The sequence below is a fragment of the Streptomyces sp. NPDC060049 genome (genome assembly GCF_042736715.1).
Taxonomy (GTDB): domain Bacteria; phylum Actinomycetota; class Actinomycetes; order Streptomycetales; family Streptomycetaceae; genus Streptomyces.
Map to the genome: position 1 here is coordinate 136267 of NZ_JBHWVV010000005.1, position 20779 is coordinate 157045.

The window sequence follows — 20779 nt, forward strand, 5'->3', positions numbered from 1 at the left end:
GGCGACTCCGGCACCGGGAAATCGCACCTGCTGATCGGGATCGGCGCCGCCATCGCCGAGGCTGGTCTGAAGGTCCGCTACACGACCACGGCGAACCTGGTCAACGAGCTCGCCGAGGCGGCGGACGAGGCACCGCGGGCGTACCCGTGCCCGGCGAGCCACGCGCCGACAGCGTCGTGGGCGGCAGCCATCGCCGAGTAGCCCTCATGTTGCTTCGTCAGGGCGGTGTAAGCACCGCACCACGGGCACCCCCACCGCCTCGACGGCCTGGCCCACCCCATTCGGCACCTCGGACAGGTCCAGGTGCTTGGCGATCGTGCGCAGGGCCGCGCGGACGGCGGACCACGCCCGCGATGGCGCGCGATGGCGATACCGGCCCCGGCCGCGCCCACGAGCCACTGCCCCGCCGGCAGCTCGAGGGCCTTCGTGGTGACGTCCCTGGACTGCTGGTCACCCCTGCTCGTCGGAGCCGCCCGCCGTGAAGGACAGGACGGAGTAGGCGACGCCCCCGTAGAACACGGTCCGGCCCGCCGCGGCCAGCCGCTTGCAGAAAACCCGCAGGTCACACGGCCGGAGCGTTCCAAGCCTGTACAGATTCAGTGAGCCAACCAGCCAGAAACCCGCTCACCCAAACTGCATACACCAGTCAGCAGCATGTCCGCTGCGCAGATTCAATGACTCCCGACACCGCTTGTCGACGACCAGTGAAAGTGCGTAGCTCGCAACGATCCTGCGAGGCCCACTGGGCCGAGCCTGTGGTCGTGAAGCTGGGCGTGTGGGTCTCCAACACCAAGAGCCGGCGCGGCAAGCTCACCGCAGACCAGCTCGCCGCCCTCGCGAAGCTGGGCATGGACCGGGCGTGACACGCCACCTCGTTCGTCGTTGAGCTGTGAGGTCAGCGAAGTGGAGGCCCCGGGACGTCGTGACCCCCGGGGCCTTCGTCTTGCCTTCTGGCACCGGACGGCGGTACAACACGGGCTGCAACACAGGTCCCTGGTGGCTGTGGTCTCGTGCTTTCACAGGTCAGGGTGCAACGCGTAGGCGCGTTGCAGCGCCGGTGTTGCACGGCCGAGCGGGTGCGTTGCAGTCGCTGGTCTACGCGGCCGGCCGGTGGGACCAGCGGTGGCGCAGTCGCGTCCCCGCTTCGAGTGACGCGTTCATCGCGGGCCGGGGTGCTTGCCCGGAAGCGCGCACCCCCTGTCGTCTGCGTCGGCCACAGGGAGCGGAGCCGACTGCCCTGCTCGCCGTAGGAGCAAGGAGTCCACCGCCTCATGACCGACGCGCCGGAAGGACACCTCGATTCGGCTGCCATGTACATGGTGGGACGCTATCCAACAGCTGGTGGCGTCGGAGGGCGTTCCCGCAGAACGCAGGAGTGCAACAGCGGTCCCGGACGGCCATCTACCCCTGCCACCGCAGGTCAGGGGTGCAACACAGACGGGGGCGTGGGGGTGGGTGTTCGACGGTCCAGCGGCGTTCAATGTTCTGATTGGGCGGAAAAACAGGGTATCGCAGGATGTACTGCGGGGCAGAGTGCGTTTGCCCTTCCCGGGGCATCGGCTGGCCGGGGCCTGTCGGTTCCCAGTGCTTCCAGGGGTCGTGTTCTGGGTGGTGGATCACGAACTGGTCGGCAACGTCGTACGCCACCTCCACGAGCGCGATGCCGATGGCGCCTTCCGCGTGTATCAGGTGGTCCACCTGTTTGCGGCGGTCGTCCTCCTGGGTGGTGGGCCCGGGCAGAAACAGGAAGCGGTGCGGGTCGAGCGGGAGCATGATGTCGCTCATTGCGACGGCGCGTACCTGGTCGTCTTCGTCGGAGATCCCTGATGCTGCGATTGTCGAACGGGTCGAACCAGGCGGCCTCCCGAAGGTCGCCCACACAGCGAACGGTCCCCCGTACGGGCGGCTCGACGGGCACCCGCCTCCGGACGGCCGGAGGATCAGTGCGGGGACACGCGACGGGAGCCGATCAAGGATGCCGAACACCGCCGGTCGCTCGAAGAGGGCGCGCATCGTCCTGTCAGGTGTGCTGCTCCTCGCCGGGGTCGTCTCGACCGGGTGCAGCGGCGAGGCCCGCGACGCCGGGCAGGGGCCTGGAGCAGGGCCCCGCCCCCAGGCGGCGCGCTCCGGCAGGGTCACCGTCGTCTACGAGGCCCAAACGGTCAAACCGGAGGACCGGGAGGCTGTGGCACTGATCCGGAACTCCCGCGTGCTGGAGCGTACGGCCGACTGGGTGAACAGATCGCTCACCCTCCCGCACGACATGGTTGTGAAGGTCACCGCCGCCGTGCCGCCCGGCGTCACCGACGCCGTCACCCAGCCCGACGGCAGGACGATCTTCGTCCCGCCACCGTTCCTGACCGAGATCGAGAAGGCCCTCGCCGACGTCGTGAAGACCGTCGAACGGCCCGCCCCGTTCCCCGCGTCCGAGTACAACACCGACGACCTGACCGTGCTGTCGACCGAATTCATCTTCGGCCACGAGATGGGCCATGCCCTGCAGCGCCAGCTCCTCCTGGCCAACCTCGGTCTCGAAGAGGACGCGGCGGACGGCTTCGCGTCCTTCTATACCGTCAACGAGGTCGGGCCGGGCCCCTCGCTGGCCGCCGCGATCCTCTTCGACGAGATCGCACGCAAGGAAGGCACGCCGACCCTGGAGGGCATGTCGAGCGACCACCCCGTTACCCAGCAGCGGGCCTTCAACTTCCTGTGCTACCTGGAGGGCAGCGACCCGAAGAAGTACCAGCAGTCCCTGGTCGACAGCGGCTATCTCCCGAAGACCCGCGCCCCCCTCTGCCCACAGGCGTGGGCAATGCTGGACTACGGCTGGTGGACCCAGTTCCAACCCCACTTCAGCGGGGCGTTCAGGGCCCAGGGTGCCGAGGAGCAGAAGAAGGCGCACGGGCGGCTGGTCGCGGAGACACAGGCTCTGGCGAAGCGCATCGACGAGATCCGCAGCGGTCAATGAGGTAAATGACGCGTACCCCGTCGATCTCGTCCGCGTAGTCGCGCAGCAGGGTTCCGGGGACTATCGCGGGATCGGCGCCGAGGCGGTGGGCAACGCTCCACCAGCAAGATCAATATCCGCACACCGGCGCCGAACAGGGGAACAGGGGAACAGGGGAACAGGGGAACAGCGAGTGTCCGAGACTTCCGTGTCCATCAAGTCCAACAAGGCCGTAGCCGACGGCTCCGAGATCACCATCTCCGGCATCATGCGCGGCTACTTCGGACGGCCCGCCCGGATCGTCAGCATCGAGGTCACCGCCGGACAGCACGGCACCGGTGACAACGCCCCGGCCGGAGCCGCCCGCAAGGACGGCTTCAAGGTCACCGCCGACGCCCCCTCCAGTGACTGGTCCGTCACCATCGACTCCAACAACAACACCCGGCCCGGCACCTTCACCCACGGCGCGGCGGTCTCCGTTCAGGTCAAGGGCATCGACGCCTACGGAAACGAAGTCGGCGGCGAACAGACCATGCTCCAGGTGTACGACCCCGCCGCCGCCGAAGCCGTAGCAAGGGCCAAGGCGGCCGCCAAGGCTGCCCAGCGGCGCGTGGCCCTCGCGGCGACGTACAGGCTCAACGAGGAGCAAGTAGCCAAGCTCGCGGCGATCGACGACGAGGCCCTGTCCTGGACCGAGGTAGGAGAGCCGACGTCGACCTCCACGCGGTCGGACATGTCGCTGCTGAACGAGATCGGCGCAAGCACGGACGGTATCGACGCGTTCACTTTCACGCGCTGAGTACCGCCTTCCATGCCCGGTCCGGCTACGCCGTCCACGGCACCAGCAGGCTGTTCTCCCCCGAACTCTCCTGCCTGCCGTTCCGAGCTCGGCGCTCACACCTGCAAGTGCCTGCGCCGCCGGCGCCTTGACCAGAACAGTGGAGCCCAGATCAGCCCTAGGCTGATAGCGGCACCCGAGACGGACCGGTGGGTGGGCGGTCAAGGAGCGTGGTGAAGAAGCTGGCGAGCAGGGCTGGTCGCGGTCGCGGAGTTCGTCGTGGCCGAACCGGAACACCTCGTAGCCGCGGAACTTCAGGTCGCGGTCCCCGGACATGGTGGCGGCGTATTTCGCGCTGTCGGGCTCGGTTCCGCCGTTGCGGGTGTAGTGCTGCATGCCGTCGACCTCCAGTACCACCCGCCGGGTGCCCGGGAGCAGCATGAGGAAGTCCATCCGGAGGTTCTGCATGGCGTGCGCGCCGCGTTCGCCCAGGGTCTTGGGGTCCCAGAGCAGCCATATCTCCGGCAGGAGGGCGGGAACGTCGTTCAAGCGGTCCCGGTTGGTGTGGTGGTAGTGCCAGAACAGATTCTTCTGGCCTGGGGATTTTGGTGGCAGTGAAGCCTCCATGCGGCTGTAGAGGGCCCGCGCCGCCTGCTCCTGATCAGTGATATTCCGGGTTTCCTGCCACCAGGACAGGAGGTGCCGCCAGAGCAGTCCCTCTTTGCCGACGGGGCGGTCGTAGACCAGCACCTCGTCGGCGCGTTCGGCTACCTCGATGTCGTTGTGGAGGGCGCTGGTGAAGCGGATGTCGGGTCTGCCCAGGGTGGCGAAGATGAGGTTGCGCGGTCGGCGTGCGGTGCCGCGGCCGTGCTCGACGAGCTGGATAGTGGGGGTAGCCGTCTGCTTCCCCGTCCTGGCTCAGCTTGGCGCCCACGAATTGCAGATGCCGGTTGGCGAGCTCGACGAAGCGGCGCTGCGCCTGCTCGTCGGGGAGGGCCTCGGCGGAAGCCAGACCCTCGACGAACCCCCCGAAGCGGGGCGGGGGTGCGCGGCCTCGAACGCACCGATCTGCTCGAAAGGGTCTCGGTCGACCAGTCACCCGGGAACCGGATCACGTGGCGTTCGATATCGGAACGCAGCGTGCCCAGGTGTGGCCCCCAGACGCTGAAATCGTCCTCCCCCAGGTTCCACAGCCGGCCCAGCAGAGCCAGGAACCGGTCCGGGTATCCGAGGTGGTCGGACAGATCTAAGTCTCTGGCCAGCTCGCGCCGCGTCCGGCTAGTGCTGTGACCGCATAGGTTCGCCGGGTTGCTCGTAGTGCTGGTTGGAAGTGATGTCGCTTCCAACCAGCAGGGGAGGCGGGATGGCACCACCGGTCAGGGTCCGGAAGCTGACGGAGCGGGAGGGGCAGAGGCACCCGCCGCCCGAACCGGGCGGCCGGCCTCCCAGGCCCTCGTCAGCCCTCGGGCGGACAGGACTGCGCCCCGGTCGGCAGCTGCCCGTCGAGCAGGAAGCGGTTCACGTAGCCGCGCACGCAGGCCGAGAACAGATAACCGGTGTGTCCCTCGCCCTCGTATGCGAGGACCACTCCCGATCCGAGCCGTTCGGCGGTCTGCTCCGTCCACTCGTACGGGGTGGCCGGGTCGCCGCGGGTGCCGACCAGCAGCATCGGCGGGGCGCCCGGGTGGTCGATCTTCCGGATGAAATCGGTGCCGGCGGGGCGGCCGTAGCAGATGAGCGCCAGCCCCAGCAGGTGCGGCCCGAAGACCTTCGACGCCTCGCGGAACTCACCCTCCAGGCGTGCGACCTCCTTCTCCGCGGCTGCGGGGGAGCCCTCGTCGAGGGACCTGTCCGGTTCGTCCGCGCAGTTCACGGCCATGATGGAGGCTCCGAAATTGTCGGCAGGGATCGGATCGGGGTCCTCTTCCTCCTGCTCCTGACTCTCGGGTGCGGCATAGGGGTCGAGGATCCGGAGCAGGCCCGCCGGGTTGCCGTCGCGCTCGGCCATGGCCAGCGCGTCGGCGAGGTCGGGCCACAGTGCCCTCGCGAAGAGGCCCTGGCTGATGGCCGTCGACGCCGTCACCCCGTTGAGCTCCTCGCCGTCGTCGCCGGCCAGCGGCTTGCGGTCGAGCCGTTCGATGAGAGCGGCCACCCTCTCGTCGGCGGCGTGGGCGTCGGTGCCGTAGACGCAGCCCTTGCGCTGGGCGCACCAGGTCAGGAAGCTGCCCAAGGCCCGCTGCCGGGCCCGCGCCGTGGCTAGGGCCCGCTCCGCCAGCGACCCGGTGAGGTTGTCGACACCGTCGAGGACCATGCGGCCGGTGCGCTGCGGGAACAGTGCCGCGTACACGGCGCCGAGCCGGGAACCGTAGGAGAACCCGAGGTAGTTGAGCTTCGGCTCGCCGAGGGCCTGACGCAACACGTCCATGTCGCGGGCGACATGGACCGTTCCCATGTACGGGAGGACCGGGCCGGAGTCCTTCGCGCAGCGCTGGGCCTGGGCGCGGATCTCGGCCAGCAGCTCGGCCACGTCGATCTCGCCGGTGGTGACCAGCTCCGCCGCGACCGGGCTCTCGCCCTGGCAGGTGACGGGGTCGCTGTGGCCGACCCCGCGGGGGTCGAAGGCGACGAGGTCGTACCGCTCTCCCAGGTCGGCGAGGGCTTTGGGATCGGCGGCCAGGTCCTCGATGCCGGAGGCGCCGGGCCCGCCGTAGTTCAGCAGCAGCGAGCCGAGACGCTTCCCGGGCCCAACGGCCCGGATCCGGGCCAGGTCCACCGCGACCTTCCCCTCGGCCGGGTTCGCGTGGTCGAGCGGGACCTCGATGGTCCCGCACTGCATCCCGGCGGGCACGTCCTCCGCGGGCAGCGGACAAGCACCCCAGCGGATCTGCGGCGCGGCGGGGGTCGGGTTCGGACTCGGGGCGGCTCCGAGGCCCGCCAGGGCCAGGACGCACACCACGCCGACCGTGCGGACGGGCGTCCGCGACCTGCGGCTGTGGATGAGGTGGCGCACGACACCCTCCTCAGCTGACCCCCGGGCCGTCCCATACCCACCATAGGCACCCGCTCCCGAACCCGCAGACCGGGCTGTCAGGCCAGTCCGCCGGTGGCCATCGACGCCGGTGCGGTTTGGGATCCTGTGGTGTGCGCCCGCGCGCCCGCCGTACGCGCTGTGCATGGAAGGCCTGCGACGTGCTGTTATGTGCCAGTCCGGCCGGCACTTCAGTCGCCACTCTCGCTTGTTGACGCCACTTCGTTGCATGTGGCTTTCGAGGTTTGAGTATGTCTGTCGTACCCCGGCCGATACCTCGCCAACAGTTCGCTGAGTCTCGGCCGGCCTCATCACTGCCTCCGAGCAGCGGTAACGATTCCCTTAAAGCCCTGCTGGCAGAGGAGAGAACGACGCCCTCCGTGCCCAAGCCCGTGTGATCCCCCTACCCACCCAGAACGCTCGTGGGCGCTAGAGCGTGTCTCTTTGACGGCAGATGGAACCGACATTGGAGGCGGCAGCGTCCATGGATGCACAAGATCGTTAGCGGGCGCAGAGGAGTTTGTGATGACTGGCATAGCCACCCGATACCTGTATCTCGTCCGGCACGGCGAGGCATCGCCGGACGAGAGCGGGCTGACAGAGGGCGGCCGTCGACAAGCCACGCTGCTCGGCCAACGCCTCCGGGATATTCCCTTCTCAGCCGTGCACCATGGTCCACTGCCCCGGGCTGAGCAGACCGCGCGGCTGATTGGCGACCACCTGAAGAACGTCCCCCTTACCGTCTCCGACATTGCCGGTGACTACGTCCCCTACATGCCGGTGAGGGACGAGCTGCCGGCGGAATCAGCCGACTTCTTCCTCCGCTTCCTCGCTGATGTCCCCGACGAGGAGCGGGAGCACGGGCCTGCGCTGGCGCGGCAGGCGCTGGGTCTGTTCACTGGGCCGGTGGATGCCGAAGAGGACCGGCACGAACTGGTCGTCACCCACAACTTCCTGGTCGCCTGGCTCGTCCGGGAGGCCATGCACGCGCCGAAGTGGCGCTGGCTCGGCCTCAACCACGGCAACGCCGCACTCACGGTCATCCGATACGCGCCCGGTCGGCCAGCCTCCGTCCTCATCTCCAACGACATGCGGCATCTGCCCACCGAACTGCGCTGGACCGGGTTTCCGCCCGACTTGCACATCTGAATGCTCCCGCCGAGCCAAGTGCATTGGGTCATCGCTCCAGGCGAGGGCCTCAAGCGTGTCGTCCCAGTGCGTCGGTCAGTTGATCGGATATGTCTGTCCGGTTAGTGATCACTGATGTGATGTGGGACCGCATCGAGCCGCTGATGCCGGCCGATCCAGTCCGTGGGCGGCGGTGGGCCGACCACCGCCGCACCCTCGCGGCCATTGCGTGGAAGTACCGCACCGGCTCGCCCTGGCGAGACCTGCCCGACGAGCTCGTTAGGGCCCGCTGTGAAAGTGCCTACGGGCCGGACTAGGCATTGCCCAGGTCCGGCCCGTCCGCTCGTCTTTACAGAGCGAGCTGGTACTGGAGTGTCGTGTGTGTGGGCACGTAACCGAGGCTGTCGCTGATGTGTCTCATGTGCGTGTTGCTGTCGGCGGTATCGGTCAGAAGGCCGCCGAGGTCTGGATAGCGCCCGTGGGCTTGTCGGATCGATTCAGCCTTCATCCATCGGCCAAGGCCGTGTCCGCGGTGCTCGGGCAGCACGCCGGTGCCGTAGTGCTGGGCGTCGCCCTTGCCGCTGCCGGGGACGACGAGTTCGGTGAACCCGGCGATCGAGCCGTTGGAGGTGTCGATAGCGACGACGGTGTGCAGCTGGTCGCCGCGCTGATCGACGGCCTTCGCCGCGGCCCGGACCCGGTCCACGTCCCAGGCAACGGTGCCGTGGTCGGTGTCTTCCATGGGCATGTCGTCCATAGCCCGGCGTGAGGCGGCGAACGTCTGGGCGAGGGCGTCGGGGACGGTTCCTGGCCATGACGCCAGCCGGTAGCCGGGATGCAGACGTTCGATGATCTCCGCGAGGGCGGTGGGGTCCACGTCGGCCAGTGGCAAGCGGGCGAACCTCAGGGTGAGCACCTTGCGGAAGCCGCGGGCCGACAGGAAGCGGTCGCCGGGCGATCCGGCCTCTGCCTGCGCGCTTACGCAGCGTCGGGCGTTGTCCCGGGCGGCGGCCACAGCCACGTCGAGGAGTCGGGAACCGACGCCCTTGCGGCGCTCCACGGGATGGACGTGGAGGGTCAGTTCGGCCAGGTGCTCTTGTCCGCCATCGAACAGGCGCAGAAAGGCCGTCCCGACAGGGATGGAATCGGCGTCGGACGCCAGCCATACAAGGCGTCGGCTGTGCGCCCCGTGAGCGGGGTCGGTCAGTGGGGTGATGCGAAGCGACAAGGTGTCTCCGTCGTGAGGAGGTGGCAAAGCTCAGTACGCGGGCTCAACTGCTGGGCACTCCTGCGCATGTGCTCCACACCTCCTGGTCGACAGTGCCGGTCCGGAACGACGTGGACGGCTGGGCGAACTTAGCTGGCCCATCGGTTCCTCGGCAAAGGGTTAACTGAAGGCCGGTGCGACCGTGCTGGTCACAGCCACTTGATGCTGGCCGCGGCCAGCACGGTTGATCAGCATCCAGCGCCAGTGGGGCGACACCGAACCCGGATCCTGCCGCGACCGACCTCTACTTCGCCGACGGACAACGGACGGCTGCCTACGGTGTCCATAACTTCTGCTCAAAGGCGGCGCCGCCCGCCAGCGCACCCGGGCCGGACAGCATCTCTGCGGCCTACGCCAGCATCGGCTCAACAGGCGGTTTCAGCGTCACCCCTTGGCCTCCTCACGACTCGCCCTCTTCCCGGGGCGCCGGGCGTACGGACGACACGTGCAATCGCTCTGCCGACTGTGTCACCGCTTCAAGACGCGCAAGGACTGCGGGGCCACTGGAAATGCCGTTCTACTCGACGATGCTTCCGTCGTCCGTCACAGGGCCGCTTTCCCTTGCTTCCTGGACATCCGCAACGATCTTGTCAGCGACAGTCGTGCGCTCTCGATCAAACTGATCATCTTGCAGCCTGTCCCCCGGGGTCTTCACCAGCTCGGTCATGTCGAGCTTGGTCGAGTCCGGTGCAGCCGAGGTGGGCGGGACGGGATCGGTTGCGGCGCCGGCAGGAGAGGCGAGAGCACCGAAGGACGCGGCCCCAACGAGGGCGACGGCTGCAAGTGCGCGCTTGGTGTTGTTCATGCCCAGCCAACGATCTTGAATCCCCGGCGGGTTACGTCCGTACGGGCAGACCCGGCCCTGTCCGGACTCGCAACGTCATCCATCCGAAGGGCCGACGGGCCCGTCCGGCGCACCGGACAGCCCCGTGTGCGGCACGGTGGCGGCATGCGCCGCTGGTCTCGCGGGGCGAGCTCGGCCGGGCCGAGCGGGGCGCTGAGCGCTGCCGAGCAGCGGGAGGCCCTCGCCGCCCAGCGGCGCCCGCCACGCAAGCCGCCCGCGTGGCTGATCGAGCACGGACGGCGCGGGCCGGCTGCCGGTCCGCGTCCACGCCGGGGACTGCTGGGACACAGCGAAACGCTGCTCGCCCCTGAGTACCGAGGAGGCGCGCCGGGCCCTGGCCGAGGGCGTACCCGGCTGACCCCAGTGCCGTCCTCACGTCGCCCTCGGAGTGCTGGAGCGAGTGGTTACCGGCAGGGTGGAGGGATGAGCCCCCTGCGCGTGGTCGTCTATCCGCCGGACGCCGAGGGCGGGCGCCGGGTGCGCTGCGACGGCGAGATCCTCGGCCGCGCCCTGGGCCCCGCCGACCTTCTGGAGTTCCTGCGGCGAGCCGGCCTGGACCCGGACAGAGTCCGCCTGGACGACCCGCTGCTGATCGAGTGGCGCGGCGGCGGGCCGGCCGTCTGGATCCCGGACACCGGCGAGGAGTGAGCGCAGCAGTGCGGGCCGCCACCCGGTCAGGGGGGGCGGCCCGCATTGCGGTGCCGGTCAGCGGTTGTTGCCGCAGGGGCCGGCTATCGGTGGATCACCGCGCACGGCTCCCCCTGCACGATGTTGAACTCGACGCACAGCTTCGTGCCGTGGGCGAACTTCTTCCCGCCCTTCCACGTCCAGCCGACCATGGATGTCTTGGTCAGGGCCGCGCTCACCGGGGTGGCGTCCTTCCACCCGGTCAGCGTCGACCGGTACCCGTCCGGGTCATACGTGATCAGTCGGGCGCGTACCCCGGTCCCGTGGCCCTCCATACGGGCGCCCACGTCATCGACCCGCAACGGCGTAGAAGGTGTCCCCGGACCGCACAACACAACGGACGCCGAGCGGTCTCGGGGTGCGCCTACACGAGCGACAACCGACCTTCAGCGGAAAACGACACCCGCCTTCAGCCATCCCTTCCCTCCCGATGGTCTTCTGGGTGTGGGGAGGCGGGTACGGAATCCGTACATCCGCTCAGGGCCAGGCGCAGCCCACGGGCGCCGGTAGTAAACCTTGCACACAGGCCAGACGGTCTTCTCCGGCGGCTGTGGCAGTCACCAGCTCTATGGCCCGGCATCTGGCTCTGCGCGGTCGCGGAGTCCGGCCCCGGCATGGAGCCGGGACCGGACGATGGGTGCGATGTCCATGGGCGGCACCCTACGGAGTCCACTGGTTGCGCCCTTTGGCGCTTCGCGTAGTCCGGGCACAAGGTCCGGATCCCTCCGCTTCCGCACCCAGACGCTTCGCCCGGCCGGGCGTAGTCCGCCTGGTGAGGCCACAGACGCCAGGCACCCTCATCGAGGACGCGGCCACGCCGCGGTGCGTCAATGCCGGCAGGACGGCCGGACGCGGAGCAGCTCAGTCCGCAGCACGGGTGTGCCGTCGACCGGCGCCGGGTCCTCCACGGTCGGCTCGATACCTCCGGCGGCGACTTCGTCCAGTGTCGTCAGGCCGTCGGCGCCGACCGTGCCGAACACCGTGTAGTTCGGTCGCAGCGCGGAGTCGCCGTAAACGACAAAGAACTGTGAACCGTTCGTGTCCGGACCGGCGTTGGCCATCGCCAGCAGGCCGCGCCCATAGAGACGGCGCGCGCCGGTCGGATCGGTCGGTGCCGGCGGCAGGTCCACCGGCAGCTCGTCCTTGTACTTGTACCCGGGCCCGCCCTCACCGGTACCGGTCGGGTCGCCACACTGCAGGACCTTCAGCGTCGGATACGCCGTCAGACGGTGGCACACCGTACGGTCGTAGAACCCATGCCGTGCCAGGTGCAGGAAACTCTGGACCGTGCACGGCGCCTTGGCCCGGTCCAAGTGCAGCGGGAGCGGGCCCTGGCTGGTCGGAACAGCCATATCAACCGTGCCACGACCGGGGGTACGCCGCGGGTCCGGCGGCAGCGGAACGGAGCGCGCCGGCGGCTCGTCCGGAGTCTGTGTGTACTTGCAAGGGCCGTGCGTGGTCCGCGGCGGAGCGCCGTCGGAAGCAGTGGCGACACTCCCCCCGGACACCACTAACGCCACGGCCGCGAATGCGCTGATCAGTGCCCGTTTCATCTCGCACGCCCTCCCGATGATCGCCAGGTTTTGGAGCGGTCGCAGTCTAGGGCGTGGGTTTGGTCCGCGGGAATGGTTAACGGCAGGAGGCCGGCACGGCCGACCCCGAGGTCCTCGCCCTCCAGCTGACGTCCCTGCTCGACGGAGCCACTGGCGTGTAGGCGTCCGCCGCACCAACGGTCGCCCGGGCGGGGACTACGCCTACGGGACGTCGCCCCGCCACAAGAACCGGCCGATGTCCCCGGCGCCACGCTCTCCTTCGGCCGGCTCATGCTCGGATCGGCCGACCGGCCCGAACGCGCCGTGCTCCGACATCAACACCACCCCGTCCACCACCTCCTGCGGAGGCCAGCACGCAGACCCTCAAAAGCCTGCGGGCTGGTCACCTCGTGCAGCAGGTGCGGATCGACGTACAGAAGATCTGGCTCCCCCTCCACGCCCCGGACGAGGTGATCGTCCCAGACCTTCTCCGCGAGCGTCCTACCCATCGCTGTCCTCTCCGTCAGGCCGAGATCTGCCGACCTCTGCCGGTCGGAATACCCATGGGCGCCAAGCCGAGGACTTGATCAACGTAAAGAGGGGCGTCCTTGGAGCGTCCTCGCTCCGTCCTTGCGGGATCCGGGACGTTGGGACGGACCGGGACGCCGGGAGGCGGGCGGATCGGGAAACGGGGAGACTGAGGGAGAGCGTGACGCCTGACCGCTGCGGCCCGGACGGTCCGCGGCGGACGGTCCCGCGCAGGGGCCGGACCATCGACCTACGTCCGCGCGCGCCCCGGGGGGTGGGTGCCACGGCCCTGTCCAGGAGTCCCCATCGTGACTTTGACCCCACAGCGATCCGAACGCCCTCGGCGCACGGCCCGAGGGGCCGCGCTCCTGCTCGCCGCCGCGGCGCTGCCGGCGGCCCTGGTAGTGCCCGCGGCGCCCGCCGCAGCGGCGCCCGTGACCAAGACCTTCACCGCCGGCGCCAACCAGCGGTTCGTCGTCCCGGCCGGCGTCACCCGACTGACCGTCACCGCCACAGGCGAGCCGGGACGGTCCGCCATCGAGGGCGGAGCGGGCGGGACCGGTGCCACCGTCACCGGCACCCTCACCGTGGTGCCCGGCACCACCTACTACGTCAACGTCGACACGGGCGGCGGAGCCGTCACCGGTCAGCGCCCCGGCGGCAGCGGCGGCGGTGCCAGTGACGTCCGCACCTGCAGCTCGGCGCGCGCGAGCTGTGCCCTGACCGGCGTTCCCGGCACCGACCCCCGCCTCATCGTCGCCGCCGGCGGCGGGGGCGGCGGAGGTGGCTCCAGCTTCACCGGATACCCCGTCCGCGAGGCCACCGGCGGAGACGCGGGCGACACCGGGAAGCCCGGCGGCGAGCGACCTGACAGCGGCGGCAGGGGTGGCGGCGGAACCCAGACCCTCGGCGGCAAGGGCGGAGCCGCCTGCCCCGAGGGCTTCAGGGCCGGCACCGACGGCACGCCCGGTACCGGCGGCACGGGCGGTGGCGGATTCGGCGGGGGCGGTGGTGGCGGCGGCTGGCACGGCGGCGGAGGAGGCGGCGGCTGCTTCCTGATCAACGCCGACGGCACCGCCGGGCCCGGCGGTGGCGGGGGCGGGTCGAACCTCGTCCGGGCGGGCGGCACTTCCGGCCCCGCCACCGGATCGGCACAGGTGTCCATCACCTACGGTTCCTGAACCGTCGTCCGTGGGGTGCGGAGTACCGGTTTCGTAGCAGCGCCCGACAAGGCCAAACGCCACCCCGTGTCAGTACAGCAAGGCCGGGCACCGCCTTCGTGTCAGCGAGCGCGAGACCCCTGAGCGCCGTGCTAGCGGGCATCTGACCCGCTGTCCCCCGCACCGCCACTGCCACGAACGCGGCCCCCGCCTCGGCACCTTCCTGCCCTCGCGCAGACATGGAGCAGCAGGGCATCGGTGCCGGACCGCCCGCCCGATCACCTCCGCCGAGGCCCTCCCCCGCGCCAACTGACACTCCTGGACAGCTGCGGCGAACTCCTCGGGAGTCTCCCGCCGGTCCACCACACCCGCCACCGCAACCTGCGGGAAGGAACCACCGAACGTCAGCCGCGACCACCCCAACGACCGGCCGGCCTTGCGCAGCGCCCAACGAATCAGATCGACCCCGCCCAACTCCTCCGCCTCTTCCACACCGAGGCGCAGCTCGTACGACCCGCCGAAGCCCCCCCACCCGGCGGACACGAACGACGCAACAACGGCACCAACACGGCGACAAGACGCTCACGACGCGGAGCACCCGCAAACGACGGCACCCAGAGGAGCTCGGGATGGTCTGGTCCCACTTCGACGTCGCCTGGGCGGAGGGGTTGTCGGCCGCGCGCGGGTGGGCGGCCGAGCACGGGCACCTCCCGGCGCCGCTGGACGCCGCCTTCCAGGGCGCTCCGGTGGGGATCTGGCTGAAGAACGCCCGGGTCGCTGCGCGGAAGGCGCAGGAGATGGCACTGGTGAGACGACTCTCCAATGGAGTCTTACTTGATGTTGCCTCTCAGCAGCGCTTCGGTGGGGCTGTCTCACTTGATGTTGCCGGTCAAAGCGTGTGTCTGAGCAGGGCACGATAGGACCGGTCGGTTCTGGGGGTTCTACGCTGGCCGGGCGGGCCGGTCCGACCACGACGGGCCTGGTGATGGGCAGCGCTGATGGATGAGGTGGGGTATGGCTGTCAGCGAGTTGGTACGCGCTGAACTGGCGCGGCACGACTGGACTACGTTGAGGTGCATCTGCGGTGACTCGGCAGAGCACCTGCCATTGCTGTTCGAGACTCTGCTGACTGCCGAGACACTCCGGGACTCATTCGGCTACAGCCTGGACGGCCACGTCGAGTACGGCACTGTCATCAACGAGTGCACCCCGCCAGCCGTCGGCGTCATCCTTGCTGCCCTGGCAGGCGAGGTGTCACCGACGGTCCGAAGCGAGTTTCTGGACACGCTGGTTCGCGTGGCCGCCGGTTCGGACTGCAGAGGCGCGTCGCCTGTGGAGTGGGCGGGTGACGAGTGCCGCGCCATGGCGCAGGAGGGCTTCTGCGTGCTCGTTCACATCGGCCTCAGCGGCAGCGCGGAGGACGCCGACGCGGTGGCCGACATCTGCGAGTACTTCAACCTCGGCGATCAGAAGTCGGCCTACTATCAGGCCTTGCTCCGAGACCGTGTACAGGCGAAGACAAAACGCCGAGCGGCTCGCTGACGGTCGAGTAGCTCCAGCCAGCTCCAGCCGCCTGCCGGCCGCGCCCGCCCGGACACCCGGACATCGCCCATCACCGCGACGGGTGCACACCCCGGCACGGCGCGCCGGTGACCAGGCGTCGAAGGACTACACCGCGCGCGTGCTGGAATGGCCCTATGGCCGGGTACTCGTCGGCGTGTTCGGCGCCGTGCTGGCCATCGTGGGCGTGGGTGACCCCTGACTGATACGCAGGTGGCTGAACGCCTGTTGATCTCCCAGCGCCGGGCGCCGGGCGGCCGCGGTCGTGGGCGCCCCCAAAATCAGCCATTTGGAGAACGGACGCCGCGCCATCAAGCCCCGCGATGTGCGGGACCTGTGCGCCCTCTACGGAGTCACAGACCCGCGCGCCGTCGACTCGCTGATGCGGATGGCCACGGAATCGGACCAACAGGGCTGAGGTATGCGGGCCATGCCCGCTCACGCGGACCGGCCACGGGACCTATGGGTGCCCCCTGTCCGCGCCGGGTAACGGCATTCGCCCCACAACCACCCCAGGCCATCGCCTGACCTCTCCACTTCAGCGAGCCGCGCACCGGCCCCGGGGAGGGCCACGCCAGGATGGAGGCCCGCGGGCGCCGATGCGTGCGGGCGGCGGGAGCAGGGCCTCGGCGTAGTCGTGGCTTGAGCGGGTTACCCCGATATGTGCTGGCGGTGGTCTGGATTCAGAGCAGGCACGGGCCTCCCTGGGCGTCGATGTGAGGGGCCACGGTGGGGCTATCGCCCGCCCGCCATTACCCCGGGTTCCCTGAGCGGGTCTTCGCGCGGGGCGCACCGTCAATACGGTGGCGGTGGGAGAGGGTGAGTTGCTTGGATCGGCGCATGGAGAACTCGATCTGGGACGCGTTGCTGCCGGTGGTCCGGGAAGAAGTGGACGAGCTGATCAGGAGTGGTCGGCGGCTTCACGCGGTGAAGCTCATCCGGGAGGGCCACCCCGGGCCGCGTCCTCAGCTGTCCGACGCCGTGGAGGTGATGTGCGAGCGCGCGGCGGAGCTGCGGTGCTGACCCCGGTGTCGGGGCCCTGTGCAGCGAGTCCGTGGGTCCAGCTGCGACGCAGAACCCCATTGGAGTCCGGATGGTGAACATCCGACTGGCAGGGCTTCAGCGTTCTCGTGTGGGGCCCGGTTCGTGGCGACCTGTCGGCTTGGTGGGGCGCCGGAACGTGGCAGGCGCGGGCTTCCAAGATCATGGAGTTCTCGACGCCCCGTGATCCGACTGGAGGACCGTGCCTGCCGACGCATCATCGCCGATCCTGCCTGCCTTTGACCAACTCTGTCGGCATCCCCGAGGCCGGGCCCGAGGAGATCCCGGGCCTGCTGGAGCGACTGGCTGAGGTGCCCGACCCCCGGGACCCGCGCGGCGTGCGGCACGCCCTGGTCGCCGCTCGCGCCGACCGCGTGCGCGGCAGCCGACGCCGTCCACGTGCATCGCCTTCTCGGGCTGGGCGGTGGCCGGCTGGTCGGCGGGGATGCGGATCTGGACCTGGGTGGTGGTGACCGGGGCGGGCTCGGTGAGGAGGTCGGTGGCGATGTCGGCGGCGCCGGTGGCGGTGTAGAGGTCGAGGAGGCCCGGGTGCTGGCCGTGTTCGGGGGCGAAGGTGCGCTGGGTGTACTCGGTGAGGCGGTCGGGGTCGTAGTCCTTGGCGTACCAGGTGGTGATGAGGTCGCGGGCCGGGCCGGTGTCGGTAGTGGTGGCGAGGCCGCGGTGGACGAAGAGGCCATCGCGCCGGAACTGGCGCGCTCGTTGTCGGTCACGGGCATCGGCTCTTCCTTCCGGTGAGGATTTCCAGAGCGGGCACGGCGGCGGCCACGGCCTCCTCCAGGAGGTGGGCGCCGAGTGCGGGGGTGGCGGTGCGCGGGTCGTTGCCGATGATCCCGGCGGCGGCGATGAGCGGGTCGTTGGATGTCCAGGGCCAGCTCACGCCCCGGTCTGTGACCTGCCGGCGAATCTCGTCGGCATCCTGCGGCAGGTGGGCGGGAAGTTCAACGACTGTGGTGTGCACACCATCGTCGGCGCCCGAAGCATCGATCAACCGCCAGGCCTGGGTGTGCCGGGCGGGCTGCGGGGTCCTGGGTTCCGCCATGGCCTCAGCGACTGGGCCCGGACCGACCACGAGACTCGCAATTGCCAAGAGATCGGCACCACGGGCATTCGCGGTCGTCGCTCGCAGCGCTCGATGGAGGAGGCAGGGGCAGGAAGAAACCTGCCCTGTACTCATCCTGAAGTACGTGAATCGAGGTGGTGTTCGTGCGGTGCGGGTTGGTTCCGCTGGCGTTGCCTGCTTCAGCCACACGGCGTGTGACCTGCATCAGCGCCGCCCGGACCGAGCATGCCAATCGTGTTGCCGCCGACCACAGGCGGCGAGCGGCTGGGTCTCTACTGGGGGCCATCCTCACGCAACCCTTCTCGCGGACGCGGACGGGGGCTAGATGGGCTCCTCCCCTTGGTGCGCGCTGTCGGGGATAGGACTTTCTGCCGGGGGCGCCCCGAGGAAGGGGCCGATCTCTTGCTTGACTGTCGAGGCGGATCCCTACGGCAAAAAGCGGATGATAATTCTTTCGGTTCAGGCACGTTTCGGCATTCCTTCAACATCTAGATCAGGGGTGGGCACATCGAGCAGCAATGCGACAGGCTACCGCCGCCTTTAGCCTTCTTCATTCATTAGCCAGAAACGGATAATGCGCAGATTGCCGGGGTTTTGTGCACCTTTTCCGCGTCCGAATTGCCGGGGTTTTAACGCGCGCGGCAATGTACGGATTGCCGGGGTTTTTCGGCGATATCAGCCGCCCTTCGACCTGGTGTGCCTGACGAGGAGTGCTTGCGGAGCGGCCTACTGGGTGCGGAATTGGATGGTGCACCGGCCTGGCGTGTCGGGTTCTCCGGCCACGGCGCGCGAAGCGCTGTCACCGCCGACGGCAGGGTGCTTGGCGCACTCTCACCGAGGCCGTCTCCGAGGCCTCCCCACGACCCAGAGCCTGCACCTACCCGGGACGCAGGCATCCCACGGCGCCCCCAGGGGTGTTCTGGAAGCCGTGCCACGCCATCGCCCCGCGGAGCAAAGGCGGCGCCTGCGAGCCGTCCGAGGTGCAGTCGTCCAGCGGGAGGTGTCGGCTCCCGGCGAAGCGCTCTGCCCTAACGGTCTGGTGGGCAGAGTGGCCGACACGGCTCATGGACTACTTGGAGTACCCCTGCACTCACGAGGGGAGACGCTGCCGGGCTCCTCCCCCGGCCGTGCCGGCGCCGCGACTGCCGGACGAGACAGCCGAACGGCGTGTACATGGAGGGACAGAACGCGCTCGAAGCGTTGCTGGCGCCTTAGTTCGAGGGTGTCCACATGCCAGAGTCGGCCGGTCCCGGATGACGTCAGTGCGGTGCAACCTGTGCCTAGTGCGGTGGAGATCAACACGATCCATAGGAGGATGCTTCCCACAGCTGGTCCTTTCGAAGGCTAAGGGTCAAGGGCACGCGCAGGGCCGAGGTCCTGGCGACCCTCGGCATAACGCAGGGGCATATGCAGAGTTGCGCCTTCTCTTCTGATTGCAGCCATGCGCAGCAATGTCGGACTCGGCATCTCGACCTATTAGCCGATGATCAGTCGGAGGCTGGGGTGCCAGAGGAGGCCGGCAGGTGACCCGGCGGACCACAGGGCGAGGATCGGCGCGCCTGTGGGGCGACGGGGCCGTCCGCTACGCGGGAGCAGGTCGACGGAGCCGGCGATGGGGGCTCAACATCGTGAGACAGAGGGGGCGTGACGGCATGCGGCGGGAGCCGACGATATGCATATTGAAGCCCGCCGTGCATGAGAGCTGCCGTCGGCGGGTGCACGGCACGCAGCAGGGCCGGCGCATCGGAGTACGCACGTTGCCATCCGCCGCCCCGGCGGGTGCGCAACGGATCCCATGAGTGACGGGCCCGTCGCGCTGCCTGCGTCGAGCCGAAGCTCATCGTCTCCAGCGTCGCGGCGGACGCGGGGCGAAAAGCGCGCGGATGCTGCCCTCTTGTTCGGTTTACAAAACCGAGAGGACAGCGTCAACTCCTATTCGTCGACCACCATCACCCGAATGGCACACACCCAGAACAACACCGAGAGCGTTTATGGAATATGACAACAGCAAAGCTCCCCGTCTCCCTCCGCAGGACTGCAGAGGAAGACGGACAGGGAGGCAGCTTTCACTCCGGGGGCACTCGGATCGGGAAGTGGATGTTCACTCCACCCTCAACCCACTGTGGCGAGATGCGGAACGCGACGCTGGGACACGAGAGTCTGGAAATCGATCTTCGCTACTCCTCCTCGATCTTTGAGGACTTCCTCCATGAGATGAGCATGATCCAGATCGAGTTCGACAGACGGTCGGGGAAGGCGACACCATCCGCAACGGTTGTCGGCGAGTGCTCGGGCGGCAGCTCCCGTGTATGAGCCGTACGGGTACGCCCAGCCGGAGACCTCCGCCTTCTGGGTCCGGCCCGAGCACCTACAGCACCACTCCCCCCAACAAGCCCCCGGCGGACCCGGTGAGGCGCATCCGCCATGGGATCCATCGGAGGAACTCTCCGTCCTTCTCCAGGAGAGCGCTGCACCCGCTCAGCCGGAACCCTTCACCCGAGTCGGCTTCGACGGCATCGGTGAGACGGCCGGGACCATCGGGTTCGTCGCAGGGCTCCCGCACAGCCCTACCGAGCGTCCGCCCGCTCAAGCCTCCGGCGGGCACCGCCGGAACCAATCGAAGTCGCCGGTAGTGACCCTGCTGCAAACGGGAAGTCTGTTCACCGCCGCGCTGGTCGCCGCCATCGCCACTGTGGTGAGCATCCTCAGTGGGCTGGCCATCTGCGACGCCCTGCGCCACAGCGCCGCACCCCACACAGCCCGTGAAGTGGTCAGCTGGTGGCCCCTGCTGATCTACGGCCCCTGGATGGTCGCCTCCCTGTCCATCCTCAGATCCGCTCTGCACCAGCGCCGCGCGCTCCACTCCTGGTCCATCGTCTTGCTGTTCTCCACCCTGGCCACACTTCTGTGCGTGGCCCAGGCGCCCAGAACGATCGCCGCCGGGGCGGCGTCCGCCCTCCCCGCCGTCGCAGCACTGGCCTGCTTCCAACAGCTGGTCCGCCAGATCACCCTCACCCGACCGCCACGCCAAGCCGCTGCACGACACCGAAACCCGGCGCCCGCTCAGCTCAAACAGACGGCCGCGGCCAGACGCAGCCAGGACTGGGCCCCTCCCGGCTACCCCGCGGCGGACAACAGGGCTGTCCGCTCTCCGTCCGACGGTCACCGATTCGGGTAAGACGCATAACGGTCGTACGC

At 69.1% G+C, this 20779-nt stretch carries 25 protein-coding genes and 3 pseudogenes; 19 read left to right on the forward strand and 9 right to left on the reverse strand.

The window, feature by feature from the left end:
- Positions 1-51: 51 nt before the first annotated feature.
- The 6 genes from ACFWBY_RS10820 to ACFWBY_RS10845 all read left to right on the forward strand — a co-directional run bounded on the left by ACFWBY_RS10820 (position 52) and on the right by ACFWBY_RS10845 (position 4343).
- Positions 52-201, forward strand: a complete 150-nt coding sequence (locus ACFWBY_RS10820) for a hypothetical protein (protein WP_385409657.1) — start codon at positions 52-54, stop codon at positions 199-201.
- Positions 202-761: 560 nt separating this feature from the next.
- Entirely contained in the window at positions 762-863 is a 102-nt protein-coding gene (locus tag ACFWBY_RS10825; protein ID WP_385331828.1) for a helicase associated domain-containing protein, read from the forward strand.
- Between the two features lie 736 nt (positions 864-1599).
- Entirely contained in the window at positions 1600-1827 is a 228-nt protein-coding gene (locus ACFWBY_RS10830; RefSeq protein ID WP_385331826.1) for a hypothetical protein, read from the forward strand.
- 148 nt (positions 1828-1975) lie between these two features.
- Positions 1976-2968 (forward strand): DUF4344 domain-containing metallopeptidase, encoded by a 993-nt coding sequence (locus ACFWBY_RS10835; protein ID WP_385331823.1) that lies wholly within the window; start codon positions 1976-1978, stop codon positions 2966-2968.
- Positions 2969-3140: 172 nt separating this feature from the next.
- On the forward strand, positions 3141-3746 hold the full coding sequence (locus ACFWBY_RS10840) for a hypothetical protein (RefSeq protein WP_385331820.1): 606 nt from the start codon (positions 3141-3143) through the stop codon (positions 3744-3746).
- Positions 3747-4004: 258 nt separating this feature from the next.
- Entirely contained in the window at positions 4005-4343 is a 339-nt protein-coding gene (locus tag ACFWBY_RS10845; protein ID WP_385331817.1) for a hypothetical protein, read from the forward strand.
- A 43-nt stretch (positions 4344-4386) separates the two neighbouring features.
- Here ACFWBY_RS10845 and ACFWBY_RS10850 read toward each other — a convergent pair whose 3' ends face one another.
- From ACFWBY_RS10850 to ACFWBY_RS10860, 3 genes and pseudogenes are all read right to left on the reverse strand, one after another.
- Complete coding sequence (locus tag ACFWBY_RS10850; RefSeq protein WP_385331814.1) at positions 4387-4824, reverse strand: hypothetical protein; 438 nt, start codon at positions 4822-4824, stop codon at positions 4387-4389.
- A gap of 28 nt (positions 4825-4852) precedes the next feature.
- A pseudogene (locus ACFWBY_RS10855) lies at positions 4853-5098 on the reverse strand (hypothetical protein); the annotation flags it as partial.
- 83 nt (positions 5099-5181) lie between these two features.
- On the reverse strand, positions 5182-6735 hold the full coding sequence (locus ACFWBY_RS10860; RefSeq protein ID WP_385331812.1) for an alpha/beta hydrolase: 1554 nt from the start codon (positions 6733-6735) through the stop codon (positions 5182-5184).
- 543 nt (positions 6736-7278) lie between these two features.
- On the opposite strand from ACFWBY_RS10860, the gene ACFWBY_RS10865 reads away from it, so the two are divergent.
- Positions 7279-7902: a histidine phosphatase family protein gene (locus ACFWBY_RS10865; protein WP_385331809.1), complete on the forward strand. Its 624-nt coding sequence runs from the start codon at positions 7279-7281 to the stop codon at positions 7900-7902.
- Between the two features lie 89 nt (positions 7903-7991).
- A pseudogene (locus tag ACFWBY_RS10870) lies at positions 7992-8156 on the forward strand (transposase); the annotation flags it as partial.
- Between the two features lie 74 nt (positions 8157-8230).
- Here ACFWBY_RS10870 and ACFWBY_RS10875 read toward each other — a convergent pair.
- Complete coding sequence (locus ACFWBY_RS10875; protein WP_385331806.1) at positions 8231-9109, reverse strand: GNAT family N-acetyltransferase; 879 nt, start codon at positions 9107-9109, stop codon at positions 8231-8233.
- Positions 9110-9665: 556 nt separating this feature from the next.
- Complete coding sequence (locus ACFWBY_RS10880; RefSeq protein ID WP_385331803.1) at positions 9666-9953, reverse strand: hypothetical protein; 288 nt, start codon at positions 9951-9953, stop codon at positions 9666-9668.
- 289 nt (positions 9954-10242) lie between these two features.
- Between ACFWBY_RS10880 and ACFWBY_RS10885 the strand changes: the two genes are divergently transcribed.
- Together ACFWBY_RS10885 and ACFWBY_RS10890 are read left to right on the forward strand one after the other, a co-directional pair.
- On the forward strand, positions 10243-10350 hold the full coding sequence (locus tag ACFWBY_RS10885; protein ID WP_385332148.1) for a DUF6233 domain-containing protein: 108 nt from the start codon (positions 10243-10245) through the stop codon (positions 10348-10350).
- Between the two features lie 65 nt (positions 10351-10415).
- Positions 10416-10640, forward strand: coding sequence for a hypothetical protein (locus ACFWBY_RS10890; RefSeq protein ID WP_385331800.1), 225 nt, complete (start codon positions 10416-10418; stop codon positions 10638-10640).
- Between the two features lie 83 nt (positions 10641-10723).
- On the opposite strand, the gene ACFWBY_RS10895 is transcribed toward ACFWBY_RS10890, so the two are convergent.
- The 3 genes and pseudogenes from ACFWBY_RS10895 to ACFWBY_RS10905 all read right to left on the reverse strand — a co-directional run.
- Entirely contained in the window at positions 10724-10981 is a 258-nt protein-coding gene (locus tag ACFWBY_RS10895) for a hypothetical protein (protein WP_385331797.1), read from the reverse strand.
- Between the two features lie 525 nt (positions 10982-11506).
- Positions 11507-12031, reverse strand: a complete 525-nt coding sequence (locus tag ACFWBY_RS10900; protein WP_385332146.1) for a peptidylprolyl isomerase — start codon at positions 12029-12031, stop codon at positions 11507-11509.
- 539 nt (positions 12032-12570) lie between these two features.
- Positions 12571-12720: pseudogene (locus tag ACFWBY_RS10905) on the reverse strand (3-isopropylmalate dehydratase large subunit); the annotation flags it as partial.
- 327 nt (positions 12721-13047) lie between these two features.
- Between ACFWBY_RS10905 and ACFWBY_RS10910 the strand changes: the two are divergent.
- The 7 genes from ACFWBY_RS10910 to ACFWBY_RS10940 all read left to right on the forward strand — a co-directional run bounded on the left by ACFWBY_RS10910 (position 13048) and on the right by ACFWBY_RS10940 (position 17256).
- Positions 13048-13920, forward strand: coding sequence for a hypothetical protein (locus ACFWBY_RS10910; protein WP_385331795.1), 873 nt, complete (start codon positions 13048-13050; stop codon positions 13918-13920).
- A gap of 608 nt (positions 13921-14528) precedes the next feature.
- On the forward strand, positions 14529-14819 hold the full coding sequence (locus tag ACFWBY_RS10915; protein ID WP_385409648.1) for a helicase associated domain-containing protein: 291 nt from the start codon (positions 14529-14531) through the stop codon (positions 14817-14819).
- Positions 14820-14913: 94 nt separating this feature from the next.
- Positions 14914-15441, forward strand: a complete 528-nt coding sequence (locus ACFWBY_RS10920; RefSeq protein WP_385331791.1) for a hypothetical protein — start codon at positions 14914-14916, stop codon at positions 15439-15441.
- 82 nt (positions 15442-15523) lie between these two features.
- Positions 15524-15661: a DUF1206 domain-containing protein gene (locus ACFWBY_RS10925; RefSeq protein ID WP_385331787.1), complete on the forward strand. Its 138-nt coding sequence runs from the start codon at positions 15524-15526 to the stop codon at positions 15659-15661.
- Between the two features lie 87 nt (positions 15662-15748).
- Positions 15749-15877, forward strand: coding sequence for a hypothetical protein (locus tag ACFWBY_RS10930; RefSeq protein ID WP_385331784.1), 129 nt, complete (start codon positions 15749-15751; stop codon positions 15875-15877).
- Positions 15878-16299: 422 nt separating this feature from the next.
- Complete coding sequence (locus ACFWBY_RS10935) at positions 16300-16482, forward strand: hypothetical protein (RefSeq protein ID WP_385331782.1); 183 nt, start codon at positions 16300-16302, stop codon at positions 16480-16482.
- A 417-nt stretch (positions 16483-16899) separates the two neighbouring features.
- Positions 16900-17256, forward strand: a complete 357-nt coding sequence (locus ACFWBY_RS10940) for a hypothetical protein (protein WP_385331779.1) — start codon at positions 16900-16902, stop codon at positions 17254-17256.
- On the opposite strand, the gene ACFWBY_RS10945 is transcribed toward ACFWBY_RS10940, so the two are convergent.
- Complete coding sequence (locus ACFWBY_RS10945) at positions 17228-17560, reverse strand: hypothetical protein (protein ID WP_385331777.1); 333 nt, start codon at positions 17558-17560, stop codon at positions 17228-17230. The two genes, ACFWBY_RS10940 and ACFWBY_RS10945, sit on opposite strands and share 29 nt — an antisense overlap.
- 2019 nt (positions 17561-19579) lie before the next feature.
- Between ACFWBY_RS10945 and ACFWBY_RS10950 the strand changes: the two genes are divergently transcribed.
- A complete protein-coding gene (locus tag ACFWBY_RS10950) occupies positions 19580-19894 on the forward strand; it encodes a hypothetical protein (RefSeq protein WP_385331775.1) in 315 nt (104 codons plus the stop codon).
- A 319-nt stretch (positions 19895-20213) separates the two neighbouring features.
- Positions 20214-20759 (forward strand): hypothetical protein, encoded by a 546-nt coding sequence (locus ACFWBY_RS10955; protein WP_385331772.1) that lies wholly within the window; start codon positions 20214-20216, stop codon positions 20757-20759.
- The last annotated feature ends 20 nt before the right edge of the window (positions 20760-20779 follow it).

Bases quoted from the DNA above. Each gene is read 5' to 3' on its own strand.
- ACFWBY_RS10915 (WP_385409648.1), top strand. From the start codon at position 14,529: ATGGTCTGGTCCCACTTCGACGTCGCCTGGGCGGAGGGGTTGTCGGCC.
- ACFWBY_RS10835 (WP_385331823.1), top strand. From the start codon at position 1,976: ATGCCGAACACCGCCGGTCGCTCGAAGAGGGCGCGCATCGTCCTGTCA.
- ACFWBY_RS10890 (WP_385331800.1), top strand. From the start codon at position 10,416: ATGAGCCCCCTGCGCGTGGTCGTCTATCCGCCGGACGCCGAGGGCGGG.
- ACFWBY_RS10865 (WP_385331809.1), top strand. From the start codon at position 7,279: ATGACTGGCATAGCCACCCGATACCTGTATCTCGTCCGGCACGGCGAG.
- ACFWBY_RS10920 (WP_385331791.1), top strand. From the start codon at position 14,914: ATGGCTGTCAGCGAGTTGGTACGCGCTGAACTGGCGCGGCACGACTGG.
- ACFWBY_RS10950 (WP_385331775.1), top strand. From the start codon at position 19,580: ATGACAACAGCAAAGCTCCCCGTCTCCCTCCGCAGGACTGCAGAGGAA.
- ACFWBY_RS10935 (WP_385331782.1), top strand. From the start codon at position 16,300: ATGGAGAACTCGATCTGGGACGCGTTGCTGCCGGTGGTCCGGGAAGAA.
- ACFWBY_RS10945 (WP_385331777.1), bottom strand. From the start codon at position 17,560: ATGGCGGAACCCAGGACCCCGCAGCCCGCCCGGCACACCCAGGCCTGG.
- ACFWBY_RS10900 (WP_385332146.1), bottom strand. From the start codon at position 12,031: ATGGCTGTTCCGACCAGCCAGGGCCCGCTCCCGCTGCACTTGGACCGG.
- ACFWBY_RS10880 (WP_385331803.1), bottom strand. From the start codon at position 9,953: ATGAACAACACCAAGCGCGCACTTGCAGCCGTCGCCCTCGTTGGGGCC.